This is a genomic window from Enterobacter sp. MGH85 (assembly GCF_001037655.1).
GTDB classification, from domain to species: domain Bacteria; phylum Pseudomonadota; class Gammaproteobacteria; order Enterobacterales; family Enterobacteriaceae; genus Enterobacter; species Enterobacter intestinihominis.
This window is the reverse complement of record NZ_KQ089925.1, coordinates 244,058-265,974: the sequence shown is the minus strand read 5'-3', so window position 1 is coordinate 265,974 and position 21,917 is coordinate 244,058. Positions and strand designations below refer to the sequence as shown.

Below are 21,917 nucleotides of genomic sequence, written 5' to 3'. Positions count from 1 at the left end.
CCAGATCTTACGTTTAGTAGACGGATTTATTGTTATTAACTGACGTAACCGGTTGTTCGATAAAGCGTGCCGCCAGCGCTTCCGCGCCGCGGGCGAGCAGGGTGGTGTCGACGCCGACGGCGACAAACAGCGCGCCGAGTGCAAGGTAACGTTTCGCCAGTTGCTCGTTCGCCATCAGGATGCCGGGCGCTTTACCGGCGGCGCGTATCTGCGCGATCGCCTGCTCAATGGCGGCCTGCACCTCCGGGTGCTGCGGATTACCGGCAAAGCCCATGTCGGCACTCAGATCCGCCGGGCCGATAAACACGCCGTCGACGCCGTCCACGTCCAGGATCTGCGGCAGGTTTTTTAACGCTCTTAGGGTTTCGATTTGCACCAGCACGCACATGGCGTCGTTAGCCTGATGCAGATAGTCCGGGATACGGTTCCAGCGCGAGGCGCGCGCCAGGGCGCTGCCGACGCCGCGAATGCCGGCAGGCGGATAGCGGGTGGCGCTGACCGCCAGCCGCGCTTCGTCGGCGTTTTGCACCATCGGCACCAGCAGGGTTTGCACCCCCACGTCCAGCAGCTGCTTGATCTGCACCGGATCGTTCCACGACGGGCGCACCACCGGCTGGCTGGGATAAGGGGCGATGGCCTGTAGCTGAGTGAGAACGGTCTGCACGCTGTTTGGCGCGTGCTCCCCGTCGATCAGCAGCCAGTCAAAACCGGCCCCGGCCAATAGCTCAGCGCTGTAGCTGCTGGTTAGCCCCAGCCATAACCCGATTTGCGGTCGGCCCGCTTTCAGCGCCGCTTTGAATGCGTTTTGCATGATCATCTCCTTACACAAAGCGGCAGCTGATGGAGCCCATGTTGCCGTAGTCGACGTGGAAGGTGTCGCCTCTGCTGGCGGGCACCGGGCGGGTAAACGAGCCGCCGAGGATGATCTGGCCTGGCTCAAGCTGCACGTCGTATGGCGCGAGTTTGTTCGCCAGCCACGCCACGCCGTTCGCCGGATGATTAAGGACGCCTGCGGCCACGCCGGTCTCTTCGATCACGCCGTTGCGGTAGAGCAGGGCGGAGATCCAGCGCAGATCCAGCTCGTCGGGTTTAATCGGGCGGCCGCCGAGGATCACGCCCGCGTTGGCGGCGTTATCGGAGATAGTGTCGAATACCTTGCGCGGGCGCTGGGTTTCCGGGTCAACGTTGTGGCAGCGGGCGTCGATCAGCTCCAGGGCAGGGATGACGTAATCCGTGGCGTTGTAAACGTCGAAGATCGTGCAGTTCGGGCCGCGCAGCGGTTTTGCCAGCACGAAGGCCAGCTCCACTTCGATGCGCGGGACGATAAAGCGATCCACGGGAATGTCGCTGCCGTCGTGGAAGAACATATCGTCCAGCAGCGCGCCGTAGTCTGGCTCGCTGATCTGCGAGCTGGCCTGCATCGCTTTGGAGGTGAGGCCGATCTTGTGGCCTTTCAGCACGCGGCCTTCGGCAATTTTCAGGCTCACCCATTCGCGCTGGACGGCGTAGGCGTCTTCAATGGTGATCTCCGGATACTCAAGCGAGATCGCGCGGATCTGCTCCCGGGATTGTTCCGCCTGATGCAGGCGGTGGGCGATCAGGGTATGGGTGTGTTTGTCGAGCATGGCGATATCCTGTTGTTGCCGGGTGGCGCGTAGCGATCCCGGCCTACGTTCGAGCCGTTGTAGGCCCGGTAAGCGAAGCGCCACCGGGCGAGCAGACGGCTACTTAAACAACGCGTGCACGTTGTTCTGCTTGTAATTGAGCGTCGGGTGCAGCTCGTCGAGCTCGAAAGACAGCGCCAGATAGCGGGCGGCCATCAGCTCTGCAAAATGCGTTTTGATCAGCGCAAACAGCATTTCACCGACCTCTTCCCGGCTCTCCAGACTGCGCCCGGCGCCGATTTTGAGCGTCATATGCACAAAGGCGTAATCGTGCTTGCCGTCGGCCATCTGCCAGGTGTCCAGCCAGTGGGCGCGGCTGCGGATACCGCCGAGCGGGAAAATACCCGTGGCGGCGAGCGCCTCGTTCACTTTGGCAAACAGCCCCGGCAGGTCGGCCTGCTCGCGGATGTTGTCGGTACATTCAGCAATAAAGTGCGGCATGGTGGCTCCTTACGCGGGCAGCGGGAAAACGGCGTTGACCTGGCCGGTGCCGGAGCTGGCGAACAGCTCGGTGAGAAACTCCACCTTACTGTCGTAGTTGTCCCAGCCGAGCATCCCCAGCAGCATCACCGTGTCGTGCATGTTGCCCTCGCCGTAGCAGTAGTCGGCGTACTCCGGCAGCATGCTGCAAAACTCTTTGAACTGCCCCTCGCGCCACAGCTTCACTACCCGCTCATCCATCTGGCGGTCAAACTCGCGGGTATAGCTGTTCATCCCTTCCTCCGCGCGCTGGTCGTCGATAAAGCGGTGCGACAGCGAGCCGCTGGCGAGCACCGCCACGGTGCCGTCGTATTTTTCGATGGCGCTGACGATGGCCTCGCCCAGCCTGCGGCTGTCGGCGAAGTCGTGAACCGTGCAGAACGCCGAGATGGAGACCACTTTGAAGTGCTTATCCGCGTTCATGTAGCGCATCGGCACCAGCGTGCCGTACTCCAGCTTGAGGCTCGGGATGTTGTGCGCCTTGGCGCGCACGCCAAGCTTCACCGCTTCGTCGGCGATCAGCTGGCCGAGTTCCGGGTTGCCGTCGTAGTCGTAGGTCATGTCGCGAATAAAATGCGGCAGCTCGTTGCTGGTGTAGACGCCTGAAAAATGGTCCGCACAGTTGATGTGATACGCGCTGTTCACCAGCCAGTGGGTGTCGAAGACGATAATGGTATCGACGCCCAGCTCGCGGCAGCGCTTGCTGATCTCTTTATGCCCGTCGATGGCTGACTGGCGGCAGCCGTGGTTTTTGCCCGGCAGTTCAGAGAGATACATTGACGGCACGTGGGTGATTTTTGCTGCTAAGGCTAATTTTCCCATGATCAGATCCCCCACTTTGGAATCGGATGGTCGCCCATGGAGATACAGACGTTTTTCATCTCCGCGAAGACCTCGAAGCTGTACTCGCCGCCCTCACGCCCGGTGCCGGAGGCCTTCACGCCGCCAAACGGCTGGCGCAGGTCGCGCACGTTCTGGGTGTTAACGAACACCATGCCCGCTTCGATGTTGCGCGCCAGACGCAGCACTTTGCTGACGTCCTGCGTCCAGATGTACGACGCCAGGCCATACTCCACGTCGTTTGCCAGGCGCAGGCCTTCCGCTTCGTCCTTAAACGGCAGCAGGCAGGCCACCGGCCCGAAGATCTCCTCCTGCGCCACGCGCATGCGGTTATCGACATCCGCCAGCACGGTCGGGCGCAGGAAATTGCCGCCTTTCAGGTGCGCAGGAAGATCGGTCGGTTTGTCCGGGCCGCCCGCCAGCAGGGTTGCCCCCTCTTCAATGCCGAGGCGGATGTAGCCGGAGACCTTCTCCCAGTGCTGCTTGCTGATCAGCGCGCCAATCTGGGTGTTCGGATCGGTCGGGTCGCCCACGCGCAGGCGGCTGGCGCGCTCGGCAAAGCGTTTGACGAACTCCGGGTAGATGCTCTGCTGGATGAAGATGCGCGAGCCGGCGGTGCAGCGTTCGCCGTTGATGGAGAAGATGGTGAACAGGGCGGCGTCCAGCGCGCGCTCAATGTCCGCGTCTTCAAATATCAGCACCGGAGATTTGCCGCCCAGCTCCATGGAATACTTCTTCAGCCCGGCGTTTTTCATGATGTTACGCCCGGTGGCGGTGCCGCCGGTGAAGGAGACGGCGCGCACGTCATGATGACGCACCAGCGCGTCGCCCGCCGTGGCGCCATAGCCCTGCACCACGTTCAGCACGCCCGCCGGAATGCCCGCCTCCAGCGCCAGCTCGCCCAGACGGTCGGCGGTCAGCGGGGAGAGCTCGGACATCTTCAGCACCGCGGTGTTACCCAGCGCCAGGCACGGCGCGACCTTCCAGGTGGCGGTCATAAACGGCACGTTCCACGGCGACACCAGCGCACAAACGCCTACCGGTTGCACGAGGGTGTAGTTGAGCATCTTGTCATCGACCGGGTAGGTTTTGCCGTTCATCTGCTGGCACACCTCGGCGAAGAACTCAAAGTTGTGCGAGGCGCGTGGAATGAGCACGTTTTTGGTCTGGTGGATCGGCAGGCCGGTGTCGGCGGTCTCCATCGCGGCAATGTCCGGCACGTTCTGGTCAATCAGATCCCCCAGGCGACGCATCAGGCGCGCACGCTCCTTCATCGGCAGGTTGGCCCATTTCGGGAACGCCTCTTTGGCGGCGGCAACGGCCTGATGGATTTCGGCTTCGCCGCCGGAGGCCACTTCTGCCAGCACCTCGCCGGAGGCCGGGTTAGTGGTTTGGAAGTACTCACTTCCGGCGACGTTTTTCCCGTTGATCCAGTGGTTAATCTTTTTCATTTTGCAGTCTCCTCACTGACAATTCGGTTTACCAGACGGCCTACGCCTTCCACTTCCACTACCACCTCATCGCCCGGTACCACGTCGGACAGCCCCTTCGGCGTGCCGGTGGCAATCATGTCGCCCGGTTGCAGGGTCATGAAATCGCTCAGATACGCAATCAGGAATGGGATGCTGAAAATGAGATCGGCGGTGGTGCCTTCCTGACGCAGTTCACCGTTGACGTAGGTGCGAAGACGAAGGTTGTGCGGGTCAGGGATGGCTTCTTTTGGCACTACGTTCAGGCTGATGGGGGTCAGCCCGTCGCGGCTTTTCACCCGCAGGTTCGGGCGATAGTAGTTTTCGAGATAATCGCGGATGGCGTAGTCGTTGCACACCGTGTAGCCCGCAACATAGTCCATCGCCTCGGCTTCGCTGACCTTACGCGCGGTTTTACCGATGACCACCACCAGCTCGGCTTCGTAATGCATGTATTCAATGTTGTTTGGGCGCACCGAGGTCTGGTTGTCGCCATTAAAGGTGTTCGGCGCTTTGATAAACACCAGCGGCTCGGTGGGGGGCTTGAAGTCCAGCTCGCTGGCGTGATCGGCGTAGTTCAGGCCGAGGGCGAACAGCGTGGCGTGCGGCGGCGTGCGCGAAGCGATGGCAACGTCGCGTTCCTCCACCACCGGGTTTTCCAGCGGCGGAAATCCCTCTGCCAGAATGCGTACCCGATCGCCCGGGCGAATTTCGACGCGGCTTTGCGGGGTACCGAGCAATATCGCATCGCCGGGGTTCAGGGTGGCAAATACGCTCAGGGCGCTCAGCAGTTCGGCGGCGTTGCGGTGCAGATCGGCCGTGTTCCAGTGGTCCGCTTCGCGACCGTTGATCTCGGTGATGATGGTCAGGTTGTCCACGTTATCAACGGCGACAGGTTCGCCGAGCGGGCAAAATCCATCCCGGCATTTGGCTTTAATAGCCGGGCGGTAGAAGCTCTCTTCCGGCAGGCTGATTTCGTTGGCCAGCGCGTAGCCGGCGATGTACGCCGCCGCCTCTTCAACGCGTACTTTGCTGGCGGTTTTGCCCACCACCAGCGCCACCGTTGCGCCGCTTAACACGGTTTCTCCCTGCGGGAAGGGAATCGGCTCGCCTGCGCGAATAACAGTGTTATGTGGCTTGATAAACCACACCGCCGTTTTTGGCGGCGCGTTATAGGGGGCTTTTTCAAACGCCTCAGCCCAGGCCGCACGCTGGCTCTGGTGGTTTAGCGCTACGGCAAAAACAGTACCTTTCATTCCCATACTCCTCAAACCGGCTGTCCGGTTTTGATTTCATTAATATGTTAATGATCTGGTTTTATGCTTTTGCTGCTCGTTTCGCAATCAGAAGTGAATAATTTGTGATATGAATAACAATAAATTTACACCAATGGGTTAATTATCATTTAAATCAATGCATTAAAAAAATGACGTTGTTTCTGTTAGACTTTTTGGGTTACAACGTGTTGTCTATAAAAGCATCTGTTTTAAATTGTTTACTTGTTAATGATGTAAGGGGAAGGTGATGCATGACTCATTAACCATCGCGCTGTTGCAGGCGCGTGAAGCGGCGATGGGCTACTTCCGCCCGATAGTGAAACGGCATAATCTGACCGAACAGCAGTGGCGTATCGTCCGCGTGCTGGCCGAGCATCCCTCCATGGATTTTCACGATCTGGCGTTCCGCACCTGCATTTTGCGCCCAAGCCTGACCGGCATTCTGACGCGGATGGAGCGCGACGGTCTGGTGCTGCGCTTAAAGCCGGTGAATGACCAGCGCAAGCTGTACGTATCGCTGACGAAAGAAGGCAACGCGCTGTACCAGCGTGCTCAGGCTCAGGTGGAAGAGGCGTACCAGCAGATTGAGGCGGAATATACCCCGGAGAAGATGAAGCAGCTCACGGCGCTGCTGGAAGAGTTTATTGAACTCGGAAACCGACATATTGCCGCGCGGGACGAAGAGTAAAAACCCTAAAATCCAGGATGATTTTCGTAAAGTTTTCCCTTTCCAGGCCGAAAATTCTGTATCTGTCTGAGGAAAGAGAAAACATGTTAAATCGTATCAAGATTGTCACCAGCTTACTGCTGGTTTTAGCGATATTTGGCCTTTTACAACTCACATCCGGTGGTCTTTTCTTCAATGCCCTGAAGCATGACAAAGAGAATTTCACCATTCTGCAAACCATTCGCCAGCAACAATCCACCCTGAACGGTAGCTGGGTGGCGCTGCTGCAAACCCGTAACACCCTGAACCGTGCGGGTATCCGCTATATGATGGATCAGAACAATATCGGCAGCGGCTCAACCGTCGCCGAGCTGATGCAGATTGCCTCTGCGTCTCTGAAACAGGCGGAAAAAAACTGGGCGGATTACGAAGCACTTCCGCGTGACCCGCGTCAGAGCGACGCTGCGGCACTGGAAATCAAACGTAATTACGATATCTACCACGGCGCGCTGGCCGAGCTGATCCAGCTGCTGGGGGCGGGCAAGATCAACGAGTTCTTCGACCAGCCGACCCAGAGCTATCAGGATGGCTTTGAGAAGCAGTACGTCAGCTATCTGCAACAAAACGACGCGCTCTATCAGACCGCGGTTGAAGACAGCAACAGCTCTTACCGCCAGGCTATCTGGGTGCTGATTAGCGTGCTGGCTGCGGTGCTGGTGGTGATTGTTGCCGTCTGGCTGGGTATTCGTCAGGCACTGATTTCGCCGCTGAACCGTCTGATTGACAGCATTCGTCATATCGCCAGCGGCGACCTGGTGAAGCGCATCGACGTGGAAGGCTCCAACGAGATGGGTGAACTGGCTGACTCCCTGCGCCATATGCAGGGCGAGCTGGTGCGTACCGTGGGTGACGTGCGTAACGGCGCAAACGCCATTTACAGCGGTGCGAGCGAAATCTCGATGGGCAATAACGATCTCTCATCCCGTACCGAGCAGCAGGCTGCCTCTCTGGAAGAGACCGCCGCCAGTATGGAACAGCTGACCGCCACCGTGAAGCAGAACGCCGAGAATGCCCGTCAGGCGAGCAACCTGGCCCTGAGCGCGTCTGAAACCGCGCAGAAAGGCGGGAAAGTGGTGGATAACGTGGTGCAGACCATGCGCGACATCGCCGGCAGTTCGCAGAAAATCGCCGATATTATCAGCGTGATCGACGGGATTGCTTTCCAGACTAATATTCTGGCGCTGAACGCGGCGGTAGAAGCGGCACGTGCGGGCGAGCAGGGCCGCGGCTTTGCGGTGGTTGCAGGTGAAGTACGAAACCTGGCGCAGCGCAGCGCCCAGGCGGCTCGCGAGATCAAGAGCCTGATTGAAGACTCCGTGGGGCGCGTGGAGTTGGGTTCAACGCTGGTAGAAAGCGCCGGTGAAACCATGGGTGAGATCGTGAATGCGGTAACGCGCGTGACGGACATCATGGGCGAAATCGCGTCTGCGTCTGATGAGCAGAGCCGCGGTATCGACCAGGTGGGGCTGGCGGTGGCTGAGATGGATCGCGTGACCCAGCAGAACGCCTCGCTGGTGGAAGAGTCTGCGGCGGCGGCGGCGGCACTGGAAGAGCAGGCGAGCCGTCTGACGCAGGCCGTTGCGGTGTTCCGTATTCAGCAGGAACAGATGAAGGCGCGCGAGTTCGCCTCCGCGAAAAGCGTTGCCGCACCGGTAGTGGCGCGTAAACCGGCGACCGCAGATGCGGGCGATAACTGGGAAACGTTCTGACGTTGTGCGTTTCGCCGGGTGGCGGCTACGCCTTACCCGGCCTACGGATTGTGGGTTTTGCCGGGTGGCGGCTACGCCTTACCCGGCCTACGGGATGTGCGTTTTGCCGGGTGGCGGCTGCGCCTTACCCGGCCTACGGGATGTGTGTTTTGCCGGGTGGCGGCTGCGCCTTACCCGGCCTACGGATTGTGGGTTTTGCCGGGTGGCGGCTGCGGAATTGGGTTTTGTAGGCCCGGTAAGCGCAGCGCCACCGGGCGATTTTACAGAGGCAGGCGCATGGCGCAGCGGGAACCATACGCTAAACCGTGCGCCGTCTCTTCTTCACGTTTCTGGCGCATTTCCGGCGTCAGCGTCGTCATCATTTCAAACCCTAATCGCCTGTAGTAGGGCGCGTTCCACGGGACATCACGAAACGTCGTTAACGTCAGCGAGGTTAGCCCCAGCGTGCGGGCATGCTCTGCGACACGGTTAATCAACCGGCGTCCGAGACCTCGTCCCTGCCAGTCCAGATGAACCGAAAGTTCCACAATAAACAGCGAAGATGGCTGGGCTTCGGCGAGAATAAAGCCCACGGGCCTGTCGTCAGCCAGCGCCAGCCAGCTTAATCCGCGTCCGGCGTAACCGAGGTGATCTTCAACGGAAATAACCTCGCTGTCTGCCAGCCAGGCCAGCTCAGGAACGTCGCGAAATCGCTGCCCCGCCGCGCGTTCAATGGCGGGCAGGGCAGCGACGTCGTCGATGCGCGTCGGGCGGAGGGTGAACGCCGTCATCAGCCAGCGCTGCTCACAATTTTAATCTCCACCATGCCGATCCCCAGCTTGCGCGGAGCGTGACCGAGAATATTCCCTTCGTTAGTGGACTGCGGCTCGGGCGGCACAATGACCAGCGTATTGCTGCGTGTGGGGTTATCGAAATGCAGCGTGCTGGTGGTGACATCATTGCTCAGCGTCAGCATCTGTTCTTTATCGCCGACGCGCACCGGCACAGGACGGTTTGCGTTGGGACCAAATGCCCTGGCGGTGATCACCAGATCGAATTTCTCCGGCAGCGGATGGGTATACTCAATTTTCACCTCATCACCTAACTGCGCGTTAGACCAGCGCCCCCAGGATTCGGGACGTGAAATACCGCTGAACTGCTTCACCTCTTCAGGCGCGCCGGCAACGTTAAAGATAAAGCTGTCAGCTTTATAACGGATGTCGTTGTCGACGATTTTCAGCAGGTCAACGTTGCGCTGATAGCGTGCGGTATCAATGACCGTATCTTTAAACGCGGTTTTCCCCTGCCACTGCGGTTTATCAACGTGTTGCACGGTCTGCTCGCCGCCGAGTTGCCCCTGTGAGACGCACCAGTCGGTGGACAGTGACAGCTCTTGTGACCAGAGCTGGCCCATTTTGTAGCATTTATCGACCCAGACGAAATTATCGCGCGGGGCGAATTCCGCCAGCTGGAAGCGCAGTGGCGCGGAGTATTCGCTTTCCGGCAGCGGCTCGACGCGGTTATCCGACACGCGCAGCAGCAGAGGCAGGCGGAAATGGCTGCCGGAGAACGCGATCATTTTTTTATCCTGATCGATGGTGAAGTCGTTTATCTCTTTCGGGAAGTTCCACAGGCGAATGATATCCGGCTTCCAGGCGAGGATTTTTTCCTTCATGTTGAGGAAGATTTCCGACAGGGACTGGCCCGACAACGTACTGCGGCCCAGGCCAATGAAGTTATCGCCACCCAGAATATCCAGCACGGTAGCGCCGTTATCCATCGAGTTACGTTTAGCGGCAATGATCTCCTGCTGCGGTTTATCGCCGCGCAGCACAAAGAACAGGTTGCTGCGATCCAGCTTATTCAGCTCATCCCAGGCGCTGTTTTTCATCGCCAGATGGTCAGATGAAACGACGATGACCGTATTTTTGAAATACGGTGACGCTTTGATTTTCTCGATTAACGCCGCGATATGTTCCTGGCTACAGGTCACAGCGCTGAACGACTTGTTGTTTTTACCGTCAATGTCGTAGCCCTGACGTTTACAGGTGCGTGAGACGAAACCATCCGGATGATGCGTGTCGACGGTCAACGCAAACAGCGAGAAGCGTTTACCGGCGCGGGAAAGCTCCTCGAATTTCTTCCAGGTTTCATCCAGAACGGTATCGTCGTAAAAGCCCCAGTCGTTGCGGTAGGCCGGATCGGCGACCGTGGTTTTCAGCTCTTCGGAACCATATAAGTGATCGAAACCGTGGGATCTCAGGAACACATCTTTCCCGGCAAAACGCAGGTTAGCGCCCTGCATAAAGTAGTTTTCATAGCCCGAGTTTTTCAGGATATCGCCGAGGCAAATGTTCTGCGGGAAGAAGCTCGACATCGAGGCGGAGGCGTTACCTTCAAACGGGGCGAACAGGGGAATGCCGCACTGGGATGCCACCATCCCGGCGATGGTGTAATCCGTGCCAGGCAGTTGCATGGTGTGGCTGAAGTCGAGGCCCTGGTTTTTCAGCGCGCCGAGCTCTGGCGTCAGGTTCGGGAAAGCATCGTTATCAAACCAGGTGCGTTCCAGACTTTCGCCGTAGATATAGACCAGGTTGAGTTTAGGGTTGTCGATTTTCTTCGAGGGTTCTTTGTAATAGGCCGCAAAGTCCGGATCGCCATCGCGCGACTGGGATTTTACCAGCTCGGTAATTTGATGGAATGCCGGGCTGGCATCCACGGAGGCCAGCGCCAGGCACAGCGCCAGCAGGCTGTAGCCATGATGATGCGGACGGTGACGGCGACGGCGCAGAACCCAGGCCAGCGCGGCGAAGATGCCCACCAGGGCGACCACCAGCCCCAGACCCGGAAGGATGTACTTACCCACACCTGCGCCGGTCAGACTGTTGGTCAATGTGTAGAGCACCGCGTCGTTAATACCGTCGCCGGTAAAGTAATCGCTGGCATATAACGTAATGTTTAAAACAATAAAAATACCGAGCACCACCAGGGTGGCCACAAACCACCAGGTGTGACGACCGGCTTTCCAGGCATAAACGCCGATGGAAGCCAGGAAAAGGACAAGGGACATTAACTCTGACAACAGCAGATCCTCATCATGCCGGACGCTTAGCCGGCTAATTGCTTATTTTTTGGGTAATACAATGTAATTGCGATGTCGCTTAGCTGCAATTTTAGTGTCACGAAAGTGTGCTGTTGTTAGGATTTGGTTTATAAAATCGGATTTTTGAATACAGTCGCATCGTGGCATACGGAGGCTGAGGTGGTGTCAGGGGGTAAAAAAACGCACTTCACGCCGCGGTATAAGACTAATGTAATAAACGCGGCGTGTTGTGGCAGAAAAAAGGGGGACAATCAGGAGAGGAAATTAACGCCTTGTTTCAGCACCAGATCGCAGGCTTTCGTTTTCACCTGTTTCGCCAGAGATGAATTTCCAAGGGTGTTGAGGTTCAGCTGCTGACCATTTTGCGCGTTCAGCAGGCCCTGTATACCGTCCATATAGTTGGTGTCCGCTTTCTGCTCCTGGGTGTCCAGTCCCAGTTTACCCAACACCTGGTTTTTGATGTTTTCGGTATCGGTGACGGAAGCCAGTTTCTGCTTCGCGCAGTATTCCAGAATACCCGCGGCGTTGTTCATCGTTCCGGCACTCAGGCTTTGGGAGCTGTTGCCCAGCAGGCCGGTGAGGGACGAGGCTGACAGCCCGCCCTGGGACGTGCCGCTCTCTTTGGTTAACTCACTTGCTGCGCTGGAGAGCGACTCCTGCCATGATGCGGCCTGCGCTGCGCCAGTCACCAGCAGGGCGCCAGTAAGGATGCTGATAAGAAATTGTTTTTTCATAATGATTTACTCAACAAGGTCCGTTTTGGGCCAGAAGTGGGTTCAGTATATACCTCTGCTCTTCCGGCGCTCCCTGGAAATATCTTAATACTCTTTGCCGGTGACGCGGCTGCGGTAGCTGTCCCAGTCGAAGATGACGTACAGGCTGTTACCCAGCTTCATGCGATCCATCACCCGCTCGCCAAGAAGTCGGGTCATCTCGTCGATATTGTGGTTCGTCAACATACCGGTTGGGCGTTTTGACGACGAACGGCGATCGACAATCTGGTTGATGATCACTTTTTCGTAGCGGGACTCCGTCTGGACACCGATCTCGTCGATGACCAGCAAATCCACGTTACTTAAATCATTCAGCAACTGTTCTTCGCTGGTTTCGCGATTACTGAAGGTGTCTTTCATGGCGGACATAATATCGGCCACGGTGATAATCAGCACTGACTTCCCGCGCAGCAGCAGCTCGTTGCAGATAGCGGCGGCGAGGTGATTTTTCCCGGTGCCGGGTTTTCCGCTAAAGATGAAGCTGGCGATGTTGCCGTCAAATTCATCCACGTACTGGCGCGCCTGGTTAAGGGCGTTCATCTGCCCCTGAGACTCGACCTTATAATTCTCGAAGGAGCAGTTCTGGTGCAGAGGGCGAATGCCCGAGCGGTTAAAGGTGCGCTGCATTTTCATCGCGCGGTTTTCGCGGGCGAGGGCTGCCGCGCGAATTTTACCCTGCTCTTTTTGCCATGCCAGCAGCTCTTCACCGGTGGTGAAGGCGGGCTTCACGTTGGCAGGCATCATCTTCTGCAAACGTTTCATCAGGTCGCCGACGTTTTTCATTTCGCACCTCGGAATCCATCAGGGATTTTTTTGTCCGGTTCTGAAAAAGCATTGATATCACGTTTTGGCTGGCCGTTGTTGCTGGCGCGGTTGATTTGCAGACTGCGCGCGAATTTTTGCTGCCACTGAACATGGTGGAAGACTTTTCCTTCAGCTTGCCAGTATGCGGTAAAGGCTGCCAGCTCTTCCGGTGTTGCGGGCTGCGAGAGGGCTATTCCCCATAAGGCCGCCTGCCGCTGAAAATCGGCGTCCGGCTGCCAACCGGCGTACATGGGAAATTTCCCCATTGGAACGGCCACCGGGGCGCTGGCGGGTTCGTCAAAAAACTGATTATCCAGCATGACATCGCTCGCCGGGCGCGACAGCTTCGCTTCAATTTCCAGAAGCTGCGCCAGACGTTCCGGCGTGACCGCATAAAACGCCGGGGCGTTGTCGGCAAATACCGCGAGCGTGCCGCCTTCGGCGTGCGTCAACACACCGCGAGGATCGCGCATAAAGGCATCAATGCCAGCAATGCTGGTGGTCAGAATTCTGGAGGACATAACACTTTCTCAACTGATTACTACGGGCGTGATTGAGGGTTATGGTAGCACAGAGAGAGGGGAGGAAAGGAGAGGATTTCCCCGGTGGCGTTACGCTTACCGGGGCTAAAATCACAGGGGCTGGTTACGCGATGATGTTCAGCGTCACGTCGATATTGCCGCGCGTCGCGTTAGAGTACGGACAGACGATGTGCGCCGCATCCACCAGTTTTTTGGCTTCCGCTGCGTCCATCCCTTCAACGTGGATGTTCAGCTTCGCTTCGATACCAAAACCGGTTGGCAGCGGGCCAATCCCTACTTCGCCTTCAATAAAGGCGTCTTTTGGTAGAGCGAATTTATCGCGTGCCGCAACGAACTTCATTGCGCCCAGGAAGCAGGCGGAGTAGCCCGCAGCGAACAGCTGTTCAGGGTTGGTTACTTCACCCCCCATGCCGCCCATCTCTTTTGGCACACCCAGTTTGACATCCAGAACGCCATCGGAAGACGTGGCGCGGCCATCACGGCCTCCGGTTGCTTTGGCTTTGGCAGTGTAGACAACTTTTTCTAAAGACATGGCAGGTTCCTCATTTTACGTTTATATGCGCTATTAAATAGCGCACGATGTTTTAAGTTAAAATTAGACGCGTAAAGTACAGCCTTACGCGCGATGCAGCTGTTGGCGCAAACTTTCGAGCTGTTGCTTGAGCGCCAGCATGGTGTCGGTATCACACTGCGCTGCACAGCCCACGGCGTGGGGTATCGTCACGGCCTGCTGTTGCAGCGCCCGACCCGCGTCGCTCAGGGTGACGGCGACCTGACGCTCATCCTGACGGGAACGCTGGCGGAGGATCAATCCTGCGCTTTCCAGGCGTTTCAGCAGGGGAGTCAGCGTGGCGGAATCCAGGAACAGCCGCTCGCCAATGTCTGACACCGTAATATCATCCTGTTCCCACAGCACCAGCATCACCAGGTATTGCGGGTAGGTCAGATTAAGCGGCGCCAGCAGTTGCCGGTACAGCTTGTTAAGCGCCAGATTTGCCGAATAGAGGGCAAAACAGAGCTGGTTATCCAGCAGAAGCGCGTTGGTGGTGTCGTTCGTTTTTGCGTCCATGAAATGAATATAGATAGTGCGCGATACAATTGCAAGCGATTTTATTATACGCGTGGACGTTTGCGGTAAAGCCATAAGCCGGGGATCGACAGGCCGATGGAGAGCGCACCCACGATCGACGAGGCTTTAAGGAAGTTGCTCAGGAGCAGGATCATCTGGGGTTCGCTGTAGCCAAAATGGCTGATTTTGACGGCGGAGATCATCGCCGTATAGGCTGAAATGCCCGGGAACATAGGAATCACTGCCGCCACGGTGAATACCTTCGGGTGCGCCAGATACCAGCGGGACCACTGAATACCGATGCTGCCAACCAGCATGGAGGCGATAAACGTCGACCATTCAATATTAAAGCCCGCTGTCATCATGATCATACGAGAGCCGTGGCCAATGGCACCCAGCAGCGCACACCAGGGTAATGCACGCTGTGGGACGTTAAACACCATCGCAAAACCAACGGCGGGAAGGGCAGACAAGAGCATGTCCTGTGCCAGTGCGAGCATAAAATCCATCACGCCCATCCGCGTAACCCCCAGAGTGTCATGGCCATAACCACCCCGATACAGGTCGCCAGCGTCAGCAGGCTGGCTATCGCCCAGCGCGCCAGACCGGTGTTGATATGGCCTTTGAACATATCAGCGACGGCATTAATTAAGGGAAAACCCGGCACCAGCAGCAATACGCTGGCGGCCATCGCAACAGTAGGCGTGCTGGCGAAGTAGGGCTGGCGCAAAAGCAGGCCGGATACGGTTGTCGCCACAAATGCCGTGATGCAGAAGTTAATTTGCGGATGTAGCTGTCTGTGCGTCAACAGCTGGCGGACATACATTGCGATGCTGCTGGCAAAGAAGGTCACGACAGCGCCGTCCCAGCCGCCCGCGTTGAGCTTGCAGAAGCAGGCGCAGGACAGTCCCACCATCAGCACAACCAGCCAGCGCGGATACCGGAGGGGTTTGATTTGATTGAAACGTTTTTCTATCTCCCGGAGATCGAGCAGCTTGTGTTCAGCAAGGATCACGATGTGCTGCACTTCCGTCACGACGTGCATGTTAATGCCGCGGTCATGATTTTTACGGGTGGAGGTCAGGCACTGTCCGTCTTTAATGGTGGTCAGCACAATGGCATTTGACGAGATGGAACTCTCAACGCTGTCCATCCCCAGCGCCAGCCCAAGGCGTGTGGAGAGCTCTTCGACGAGGGCGCTTTCTGCGCCGTGCTGTAAGAGAAAAAGCCCGCACTGAATACATAGCCGCGTGGTGGCACGTTGCGTAGACCGATCTGCCTGCATGAAACGCCCTGAAGAGAAGAGAGATTGCTTACTTTTAACACAAAGTGCAGGGCCCTTTGCGCTGGGCCAGATCAACATTTGTGCGATCAGTGGCGCGATGGGGGCGGAGGAAAGACAGCATTGTTATTTATTTAATGAATATGAAATTAGGATTTATAAAAACAATATATTAAGTATTTCTAATTTCATATTTTCGATCTTTTCACGCAATTTGAATTAAATTTAAATGGTCTTTATGCGATATTAGGCCTGTATTGGGCGTTTCTTAACCCATGTGATATTTGTTCTATTTTGCGAGTATTAACCCGTTTGTACTTCGGAATGCAAACGTGTTTAACCTTGCAGGGTTAGTTCGTTCTTAAATAAAGAATTCATGACAGGGAGGGTCTATGTTGCCATTGAATGGTAAACACGGAGTGGTGATCAGCAGAGTACCGGTTATGCAAAATGGGTTAGGTGGCGTCATGTCGCGTCATTTTCCCGATTTTGAGATAACGTACTGCCGTTCGATGCAGGAGTTGACGTTATTACAATTGCGTCGCGCTGGGGTCGTTATTGCCGATATTTCGGGTGAGTATCGTAATCCACGCGGCACGCTTGAGCAATATTATGGGTTAATGAATCAGTACCGGGATATTCACTGGATATTCCTCGTTTCGCGCCCCCTTTATCCACTTGCAGTAGAGCTTCTTATGCGTCCGGAAAGCACGCTGCTTTCGGATATGGAACCCATTGAAGGCGTAATTAACGCTATTCGCGCGGGGAGTGAACGTGCCGAGCGAATAAGCCAGACGTTATTGATACCGGAAAATCCTGATATTGAAGAGGAGAGTGAGCAAATGATTGCGCTTACCCACTCTGAACGCAAAGTGTTGCGTTTGTTAGGTAAAGGTTGGGGAATCAACCAAATAGCCACGCTACTTAATAAAAGTAATAAAACGATCAGTGCACAGAAAAACAGTGCAATGCGTCGCTTATCACTTCGCAGTAATGCCGATATGTACGCGTGGATAAGCAGTACCCAGGGAATGCGAGAACTCAGTTTAATGTCGGCTTATGGAGAGTTTGAGGAATGGAAAAGACCACTGCAACAAAACATATCGCCGTCATCGAAAGCTGCTCAATGAGCGCTATGGGGCTGAAGCACTGAGAGATCCCCTCATAATTTCCCCAAAGCGTAACCATGTGTGAATAAATTTTGAGCTAGTAGGGTTGCAGCCACGAGTAAGTCTTCCCTTGTTATTGTGTAGCCAGAATGCCGCAAAACTTCCATGCCTAAGCGAACTGTTGAGAGTACGTTTCGATTTCTGACTGTGTTAGCCTGGAAGTGCTTGTCCCAACCTTGTTTCTGAGCATGAACGCCCGCAAGCCAACATGTTAGTTGAAGCATCAGGGCGATTAGCAGCATGATATCAAAACGCTCTGAGCTGCTCGTTCGGCTATGGCGTAGGCCTAGTCCGTAGGCAGGACTTTTCAAGTCTCGGAAGGTTTCTTCAATCTGCATTCGCTTCGAATAGATATTAACAAGTTGTTTGGGTGTTCGAATTTCAACAGGTAAGTTAGTTGCTAGAACCCATGGCTCCTTTGCCGACGCTGAGTAGATTTTAGGTGACGGGTGGTGACAATGAGTCCGTGTCGAGCGCTGATTTTTTCGGCCTTTAGAGCGAGATTTATACAATAGAATTTGGCATGAGATTGGATTGCTTTTAGTCAGCCTCTTATAGCCTAAAGTCTTTGAGTGACTAGATGACATATCATGTAAGTTGCTGATAGGTTTCCAGTTTTCCGCTCCTAGGTCTGCATATTGTACTTTTCCTCTTACTCGACTTAACCAGTACCAACCCAGCTTCTCAACGGATTTATACCATGGCACTTTAAAGCCAGCATCACTGACAATGAGCGGTGTGGTGTTACTCGGTAGAATGCTCGCAAGGTCGGCTAGAAATTGGTCATGAGCTTTCTTTGAACATTGCTCTGAAAGCGGGAACGCTTTCTCATAAAGAGTAACAGAACGACCGTGTAGTGCGACTGAAGCTCGCAATACCATAAGTCGTTTTTGCTCACGAATATCAGACCAGTCAACAAGTACAATGGGCATCGTATTGCCCGAACAGATAAAGCTAGCATGCCAACGGTATACAGCGAGTCGCTCTTTGTGGAGGTGACGATTACCTAACAATCGGTCGATTCGTTTGATGTTATGTTTTGTTCTCGCTTTGGTTGGCAGGTTACGGCCAAGTTCGGTAAGAGTGAGAGTTTTACAGTCAAGTAATGCGTGGCAAGCCAACGTTAAGCTGTTGAGTCGTTTTAAGTGTAATTCGGGGCAGAATTGGTAAAGAGAGTCGTGTAAAATATCGAGTTCGCACATCTTGTTGTCTGATTATTGATTTTTCGCGAAACCATTTGATCATATGACAAGATGTGTATCCACCTTAACTTAATGATTTTTACCAAAATCATTAGGGGATTCATCAGGCTGAAGCATCTTTTTGCGATGCCCGCCCTGAGCCATTACCAGGTGCACCTGTTTGCCAGATTTGACAACTTCAAAGCGGCGCTCTCGGAAATCTCATTCTTTGCCGTAATTTATTCATTGTCCGATGAGCGTGAGGAGCGACGAAACTGTCTGGCCTGTTTGCGGGATCTCACCTTCACCCACAGCGACGTCAAGCGTATCGTGCTGGCCTCTGATGAAATGGAGGCGAGACTGGTCAGCCATCTTTCGCCTTCTCGCTTACATGGAATTATCAGTAAATCGGTTCCGCTGAAGCAGTTAATGGAGGGGCTGGAGACATTACTCAGCGAAACGCATCACGTGAACGACAACGTGTACAATCACTGGTGTGTGAGCCAGCATCGTATGCTAAGCCCAACTGAAAGGGCGATTCTGCGATATATGTCATCGGGTTTTTCGATCCCTGAAATTGCGGCACAGCTTGAACGCAATATCAAAACCATCCGGGCGCATAAGTTTAACGCAATGGTAAAATTGGGCGTCAATTCTGATGTGGGATTACTGGATGCGGCAGATATCCTGGCGCATCTCCCGGTCAGGGAAATACGCCGTTCCGCTCTCACCGTTCCTTCTTTCTCGTAGTGATAAGTGATGCGCCAGAATTTTTCTGGCGCAACGTTCAAATACAGACATCAACCCATTTTGCTGCGGTCAGTTCCGCCATTCTGTCGGGCGATATACGCACCGCACTGTGGATGGCGCCCGCTGCGGGTAACACTTCGGCGTACTGTTTTAAAGTGATGTCACAGTAAACAGAGAGCGGATTTTCCAGTCCAAAAGGGCAGACGCCGCCAACAGGATGACCCGTCAGGGTTACTACCTCATCGCAGCTGAGCATGCGGGCTTTTGCGCCGAATGTCTCTTTGAGCTTTTTGTTATCCAGACGCGCATCGCCTTTTGCAACCACCAGAATCACATCATTTTTAATTTTCAGTGACAGCGTTTTGGCAATTTGGCCGGGTTCAACGTTGTGCGCGGCAGCAGCAAGGGCAACAGTCGCTGTGCTTTGGTTAAGCTCGATGATTTCTATATCCGGAGCGTGTTCGGCGAAAAACTGCTGTACAGACTGCAAACTCATTGATTCCTCCTGACAAATATCTTCCGTAATCTGTCATAAGAATTTAGTCGCTGTAAATATCCCTTAAGTAACAAATATCCGTCAGGGGCGATTTCTGGATCGCCTTCACATTCACAGAAACCGGTTACAGTAACCGGTTGCAGAGCGTGATGCAGAGATTAATACTGAGTGTGTAACTTCCCCTGTATCTAATAATAAGAGCTAATTATGAAACCATTCCGTTTGAGCAGTACCGCAGGTACACGATCCGGCAAGGTTGTGACGCTGATGTATGGAACAACGTGTGACGTGAGAACGTCCGAAACGAACGTCTGACAGGAGATCTGCTATGTCTGCCAACCATGCTGCATTTAATCTAATTTTCCGCTTCGTTGAAAATTATGTCAGCCCTATTGCCGGGCGCATCTCTTCCCAGCGTCACGTTATGGCGATTCGTGACGGGTTCATCTCGGCAATGCCGTTTATGATTGTCGGGTCGTTTTTATTAGTGTTCGCTTACCCACCTTTTTCGCCAGATACCACCTGGGGCTTTGCCCGCGCCTGGCTGGATATGGCGAAGCAGTTTGAAGGTCAAATTCTGACGCCGTTTGATATGACGATGGGGGTGATGTCCCTCTATATCTGTGCGGCTATCGCCTACAACCTGGGCAAACATTACGTTAAAACCCATCAGTTGGATCCGTTCATGTGCGCGATGCTGTCGCTGATGGCGTTCCTGCTGGTCGCCGCGCCTAAAACCAAAGGCGCCTTACCGGTTGATAGCCTTGGAGGGACCGGGATTTTCACCGCGATCCTGGTGGCGATTTACTGCGTTGAGATGATGCGTTTCCTGAAAGCACACAATATCGGGATCCGTCTGCCAGACCAGGTTCCGCCGATGATCAAAAACTCGTTTGACCTGCTGATCCCGGTGCTGGTGGTGGTGCTGACGCTTTATCCGCTGAGTCTGTTGATCCAGTCGCAGTTCGGTATGCTGATCCCACAGGCCATCATGTCGATATTCAAACCGCTGGTCTCTGCGGCGGACTCGCTGCCAGCGATCCTGCTGGCGGTGCTGATTGGCCACCTGCTGTGGTTTGCCGGGATCCACGGCGCAGCGATTGTCTCGGGTATGCTGCAAATGTTCTGGCTGACGAACCTGGGGGCGAACCAGACCGCGCTGGCGGCGAGCCTGCCTTTACCACACATCTTTATGGAAGCCTTCTGGACGTTCTTTATTGTGATCGGTGGGTCTGGAGCGACGATGGGGCTGGTGTTCTGTTACCTGCGTAGCCGCTCCGCGCACCTGCGCTCCATTGGACGTCTGAGCGTGGTGCCAAGCATTTTCAATATCAATGAACCGGTGATTTTTGGTACGCCGATTGTGATGAACCCGGTGTTCTTTATTCCTTTCCTGCTGGCGCCGATGGTCAATGCCGTACTGGCATGGGCAGCGATGAAGTTTGATCTGATTGGCCGCGTGATTTCCGTTGTGCCGTGGACGGCACCGGCTCCGGTTGGTGCCGCCTGGGCGCTGGGCTGGGATTTCCGTGCAGCCATTCTGGTGCTGGTTTTGGCCTGCGTTTCCGCCATTATCTATTTCCCGTTCTTCAAGGTGTACGAGAAACAGTTGCTTCAGCAGGAAGCGGAAGAAGCACAGCGTAATGGGGAAGAGGAAAATCAGCAGGTCGCTTAGGTAAAAGCAAAACGGCAACGCAGGTTGCCGTTTTTAGTGTTTGTTCCCTCTCTCTGCGAGTTTCAGGCAGGGCCAGACTACTTAAGCGTGCAATCGCCGCACTGCTGGACATCCGGCAGACGGTAGCGCTGACAGCAGGTACGACGCACCAGAAGTCCCTCACGCGGAACCACGGTGCGGTAAAGAGGGTTATCCCGCCCATCCGACAGCTGTCTGGCAAAGAAACAGCTCTGACGCAGCGCATCCACTTTCTCGTCGCCGAGCAGCGGCTTCATCTCCGTTAAATACCAGTGGATAAGATACCCGGTATTACTCCAGATCAGTTTGCCGTTGATCTCCCCCGTCGCTTCCAGCGCATCAATGACCGGAACCAGCGCTCTTGTAATCAACCGTTCCATACGCGCCTGCGCTGACAGGTGACTCGTGCTCGGATCTTCGTGTACATCAATCCAGAAACAGGCGGCGCGTCCGGTCTCATGGAATTCGACGTGGAAATGTTCCGACGAGAGATCGAGCATCGTTTCCTGGGTCAACAGGGCCAGCATGACAGGCGGCACCATCAGCCCGATATACCATTGTGCCCAGAGGGAAAGCAGCGGTTTATTTTCCCGCGCCAGCGTCGGTTGGTTACGATAAATATGGTCGGAATAGGTTGCCAGCAGTGACCGCAGCTCGGCAGGTCGTTGCCACTGAGTCAGCGTCAGAGCATGATGCGGCGGTGCTTCATCCAGTTTGATGAAATCCAGCAGATGGGCGCGTGTTACGGCGATTTTTTCCCGAATGGCATCCGCAAGCGTCGTTTCTCCGGCGGAGAGTGGAGCTCGCCAGAGCAGTGGCTCAACGATGTGTGCGGTACGAGTCGCCATAGTGTGGATTACAAATCTAAATGATAATGATTGCCAATCCTAACTATAGATAAAACCGAGCG

23 protein-coding genes are annotated in these 21,917 nt (G+C 55.2%); 5 read left to right on the top strand and 18 right to left on the bottom strand.

Annotation, left to right across the window (positions count from 1 at the left end):
• Positions 1-13: 13 nt before the first annotated feature.
• The 6 genes from hpaI to hpaG form a co-directional block, all read right to left on the bottom strand.
• Positions 14-811, bottom strand: a complete 798-nt coding sequence (gene hpaI / locus SK51_RS01200) for a 4-hydroxy-2-oxoheptanedioate aldolase (protein WP_022646955.1) — start codon at positions 809-811, stop codon at positions 14-16.
• Between the two features lie 10 nt (positions 812-821).
• Positions 822-1,625, bottom strand: a complete 804-nt coding sequence (hpaH, locus tag SK51_RS01195; protein WP_023305397.1) for a 2-oxo-hept-4-ene-1,7-dioate hydratase — start codon at positions 1,623-1,625, stop codon at positions 822-824.
• A 99-nt stretch (positions 1,626-1,724) separates the two neighbouring features.
• Positions 1,725-2,105 carry a 5-carboxymethyl-2-hydroxymuconate Delta-isomerase gene (locus SK51_RS01190; RefSeq protein ID WP_023299258.1) on the bottom strand — a complete coding sequence of 127 codons (381 nt, stop codon included), beginning with the start codon at positions 2,103-2,105 and terminating at the stop codon, positions 1,725-1,727.
• Between the two features lie 9 nt (positions 2,106-2,114).
• The gene (hpaD, locus tag SK51_RS01185) at positions 2,115-2,966 is read right to left on the bottom strand and encodes a 3,4-dihydroxyphenylacetate 2,3-dioxygenase (RefSeq protein WP_032676680.1); all 852 of its coding nucleotides are present in this window, start codon (positions 2,964-2,966) and stop codon (positions 2,115-2,117) included.
• A 2-nt stretch (positions 2,967-2,968) separates the two neighbouring features.
• Positions 2,969-4,435: a 5-carboxymethyl-2-hydroxymuconate semialdehyde dehydrogenase gene (gene hpaE, locus SK51_RS01180; RefSeq protein WP_022646959.1), complete on the bottom strand. Its 1,467-nt coding sequence runs from the start codon at positions 4,433-4,435 to the stop codon at positions 2,969-2,971.
• Entirely contained in the window at positions 4,432-5,709 is a 1,278-nt protein-coding gene (gene hpaG / locus SK51_RS01175; protein WP_048206566.1) for a 4-hydroxyphenylacetate degradation bifunctional isomerase/decarboxylase, read from the bottom strand. The genes hpaE and hpaG overlap by 4 nt, the downstream gene beginning before the upstream one ends.
• Before the next feature lie 268 nt (positions 5,710-5,977).
• Between hpaG and hpaR the strand changes: the two genes are divergently transcribed.
• Together hpaR and tsr are read left to right on the top strand one after the other, a co-directional pair.
• Complete coding sequence (hpaR, locus tag SK51_RS01170) at positions 5,978-6,418, top strand: homoprotocatechuate degradation operon regulator HpaR (protein WP_006810239.1); 441 nt, start codon at positions 5,978-5,980, stop codon at positions 6,416-6,418.
• An 83-nt stretch (positions 6,419-6,501) separates the two neighbouring features.
• The gene (gene tsr / locus SK51_RS01165; protein WP_023305399.1) at positions 6,502-8,166 is read left to right on the top strand and encodes a methyl-accepting chemotaxis protein; all 1,665 of its coding nucleotides are present in this window, start codon (positions 6,502-6,504) and stop codon (positions 8,164-8,166) included.
• A 260-nt stretch (positions 8,167-8,426) separates the two neighbouring features.
• Here the strand turns inward: tsr and SK51_RS01160 are convergent, their stop codons facing one another.
• The 9 genes from SK51_RS01160 to SK51_RS01120 all read right to left on the bottom strand — a co-directional run bounded on the left by SK51_RS01160 (position 8,427) and on the right by SK51_RS01120 (position 15,721).
• Positions 8,427-8,936, bottom strand: a complete 510-nt coding sequence (locus SK51_RS01160) for a GNAT family N-acetyltransferase (protein ID WP_023305400.1) — start codon at positions 8,934-8,936, stop codon at positions 8,427-8,429.
• A complete protein-coding gene (gene opgB / locus SK51_RS01155; RefSeq protein ID WP_023305401.1) occupies positions 8,936-11,227 on the bottom strand; it encodes a phosphatidylglycerol--membrane-oligosaccharide glycerophosphotransferase in 2,292 nt (763 codons plus the stop codon). Before opgB ends, SK51_RS01160 begins: the two co-directional genes overlap by 1 nt.
• Positions 11,228-11,499: 272 nt before the next feature.
• On the bottom strand, positions 11,500-11,982 hold the full coding sequence (locus SK51_RS01150) for a YjjA family protein (protein WP_023305402.1): 483 nt from the start codon (positions 11,980-11,982) through the stop codon (positions 11,500-11,502).
• Positions 11,983-12,066: 84 nt separating this feature from the next.
• Positions 12,067-12,804: a replicative helicase loader DnaC gene (gene dnaC, locus SK51_RS01145; protein ID WP_003856580.1), complete on the bottom strand. Its 738-nt coding sequence runs from the start codon at positions 12,802-12,804 to the stop codon at positions 12,067-12,069.
• Positions 12,801-13,346 (bottom strand): primosomal protein DnaT, encoded by a 546-nt coding sequence (gene dnaT / locus SK51_RS01140; RefSeq protein ID WP_022646965.1) that lies wholly within the window; start codon positions 13,344-13,346, stop codon positions 12,801-12,803. Before dnaT ends, dnaC begins: the two co-directional genes overlap by 4 nt.
• A gap of 124 nt (positions 13,347-13,470) precedes the next feature.
• Entirely contained in the window at positions 13,471-13,899 is a 429-nt protein-coding gene (locus SK51_RS01135; protein ID WP_003856578.1) for an organic hydroperoxide resistance protein, read from the bottom strand.
• A gap of 84 nt (positions 13,900-13,983) precedes the next feature.
• On the bottom strand, positions 13,984-14,436 hold the full coding sequence (locus SK51_RS01130; RefSeq protein WP_022646966.1) for a MarR family winged helix-turn-helix transcriptional regulator: 453 nt from the start codon (positions 14,434-14,436) through the stop codon (positions 13,984-13,986).
• 44 nt (positions 14,437-14,480) lie between these two features.
• A complete protein-coding gene (locus SK51_RS01125) occupies positions 14,481-14,954 on the bottom strand; it encodes a threonine/serine exporter (RefSeq protein WP_032621429.1) in 474 nt (157 codons plus the stop codon).
• The gene (locus SK51_RS01120; RefSeq protein ID WP_017383842.1) at positions 14,945-15,721 is read right to left on the bottom strand and encodes a threonine/serine exporter family protein; all 777 of its coding nucleotides are present in this window, start codon (positions 15,719-15,721) and stop codon (positions 14,945-14,947) included. Before SK51_RS01120 ends, SK51_RS01125 begins: the two co-directional genes overlap by 10 nt.
• A gap of 389 nt (positions 15,722-16,110) precedes the next feature.
• Here SK51_RS01120 and SK51_RS01115 point away from each other — a divergent pair, with 389 nt between their 5' ends.
• Positions 16,111-16,848: a helix-turn-helix transcriptional regulator gene (locus SK51_RS01115; RefSeq protein ID WP_022646969.1), complete on the top strand. Its 738-nt coding sequence runs from the start codon at positions 16,111-16,113 to the stop codon at positions 16,846-16,848.
• Between the two features lie 32 nt (positions 16,849-16,880).
• Here SK51_RS01115 and SK51_RS23720 read toward each other — a convergent pair whose 3' ends face one another.
• On the bottom strand, positions 16,881-18,089 hold the full coding sequence (locus tag SK51_RS23720; protein WP_001339197.1) for an IS4-like element ISVsa5 family transposase: 1,209 nt from the start codon (positions 18,087-18,089) through the stop codon (positions 16,881-16,883).
• Positions 18,090-18,161: 72 nt separating this feature from the next.
• Here SK51_RS23720 and bglJ point away from each other — a divergent pair, with 72 nt between their 5' ends.
• Positions 18,162-18,818, top strand: a complete 657-nt coding sequence (gene bglJ / locus SK51_RS01110) for a DNA-binding transcriptional activator BglJ (RefSeq protein WP_048206565.1) — start codon at positions 18,162-18,164, stop codon at positions 18,816-18,818.
• 37 nt (positions 18,819-18,855) lie between these two features.
• On the opposite strand, the gene SK51_RS01105 is transcribed toward bglJ, so the two are convergent.
• A complete protein-coding gene (locus tag SK51_RS01105) occupies positions 18,856-19,314 on the bottom strand; it encodes a YbaK/EbsC family protein (protein WP_022646971.1) in 459 nt (152 codons plus the stop codon).
• Between the two features lie 328 nt (positions 19,315-19,642).
• On the opposite strand from SK51_RS01105, the gene SK51_RS01100 reads away from it, so the two are divergent.
• Positions 19,643-20,989: a PTS cellobiose transporter subunit IIC gene (locus tag SK51_RS01100; protein ID WP_006810218.1), complete on the top strand. Its 1,347-nt coding sequence runs from the start codon at positions 19,643-19,645 to the stop codon at positions 20,987-20,989.
• 77 nt (positions 20,990-21,066) lie between these two features.
• On the opposite strand, the gene fhuF is transcribed toward SK51_RS01100, so the two are convergent.
• Complete coding sequence (fhuF, locus tag SK51_RS01095) at positions 21,067-21,855, bottom strand: siderophore-iron reductase FhuF (protein WP_023305405.1); 789 nt, start codon at positions 21,853-21,855, stop codon at positions 21,067-21,069.
• Positions 21,856-21,917 lie beyond the last annotated feature (62 nt).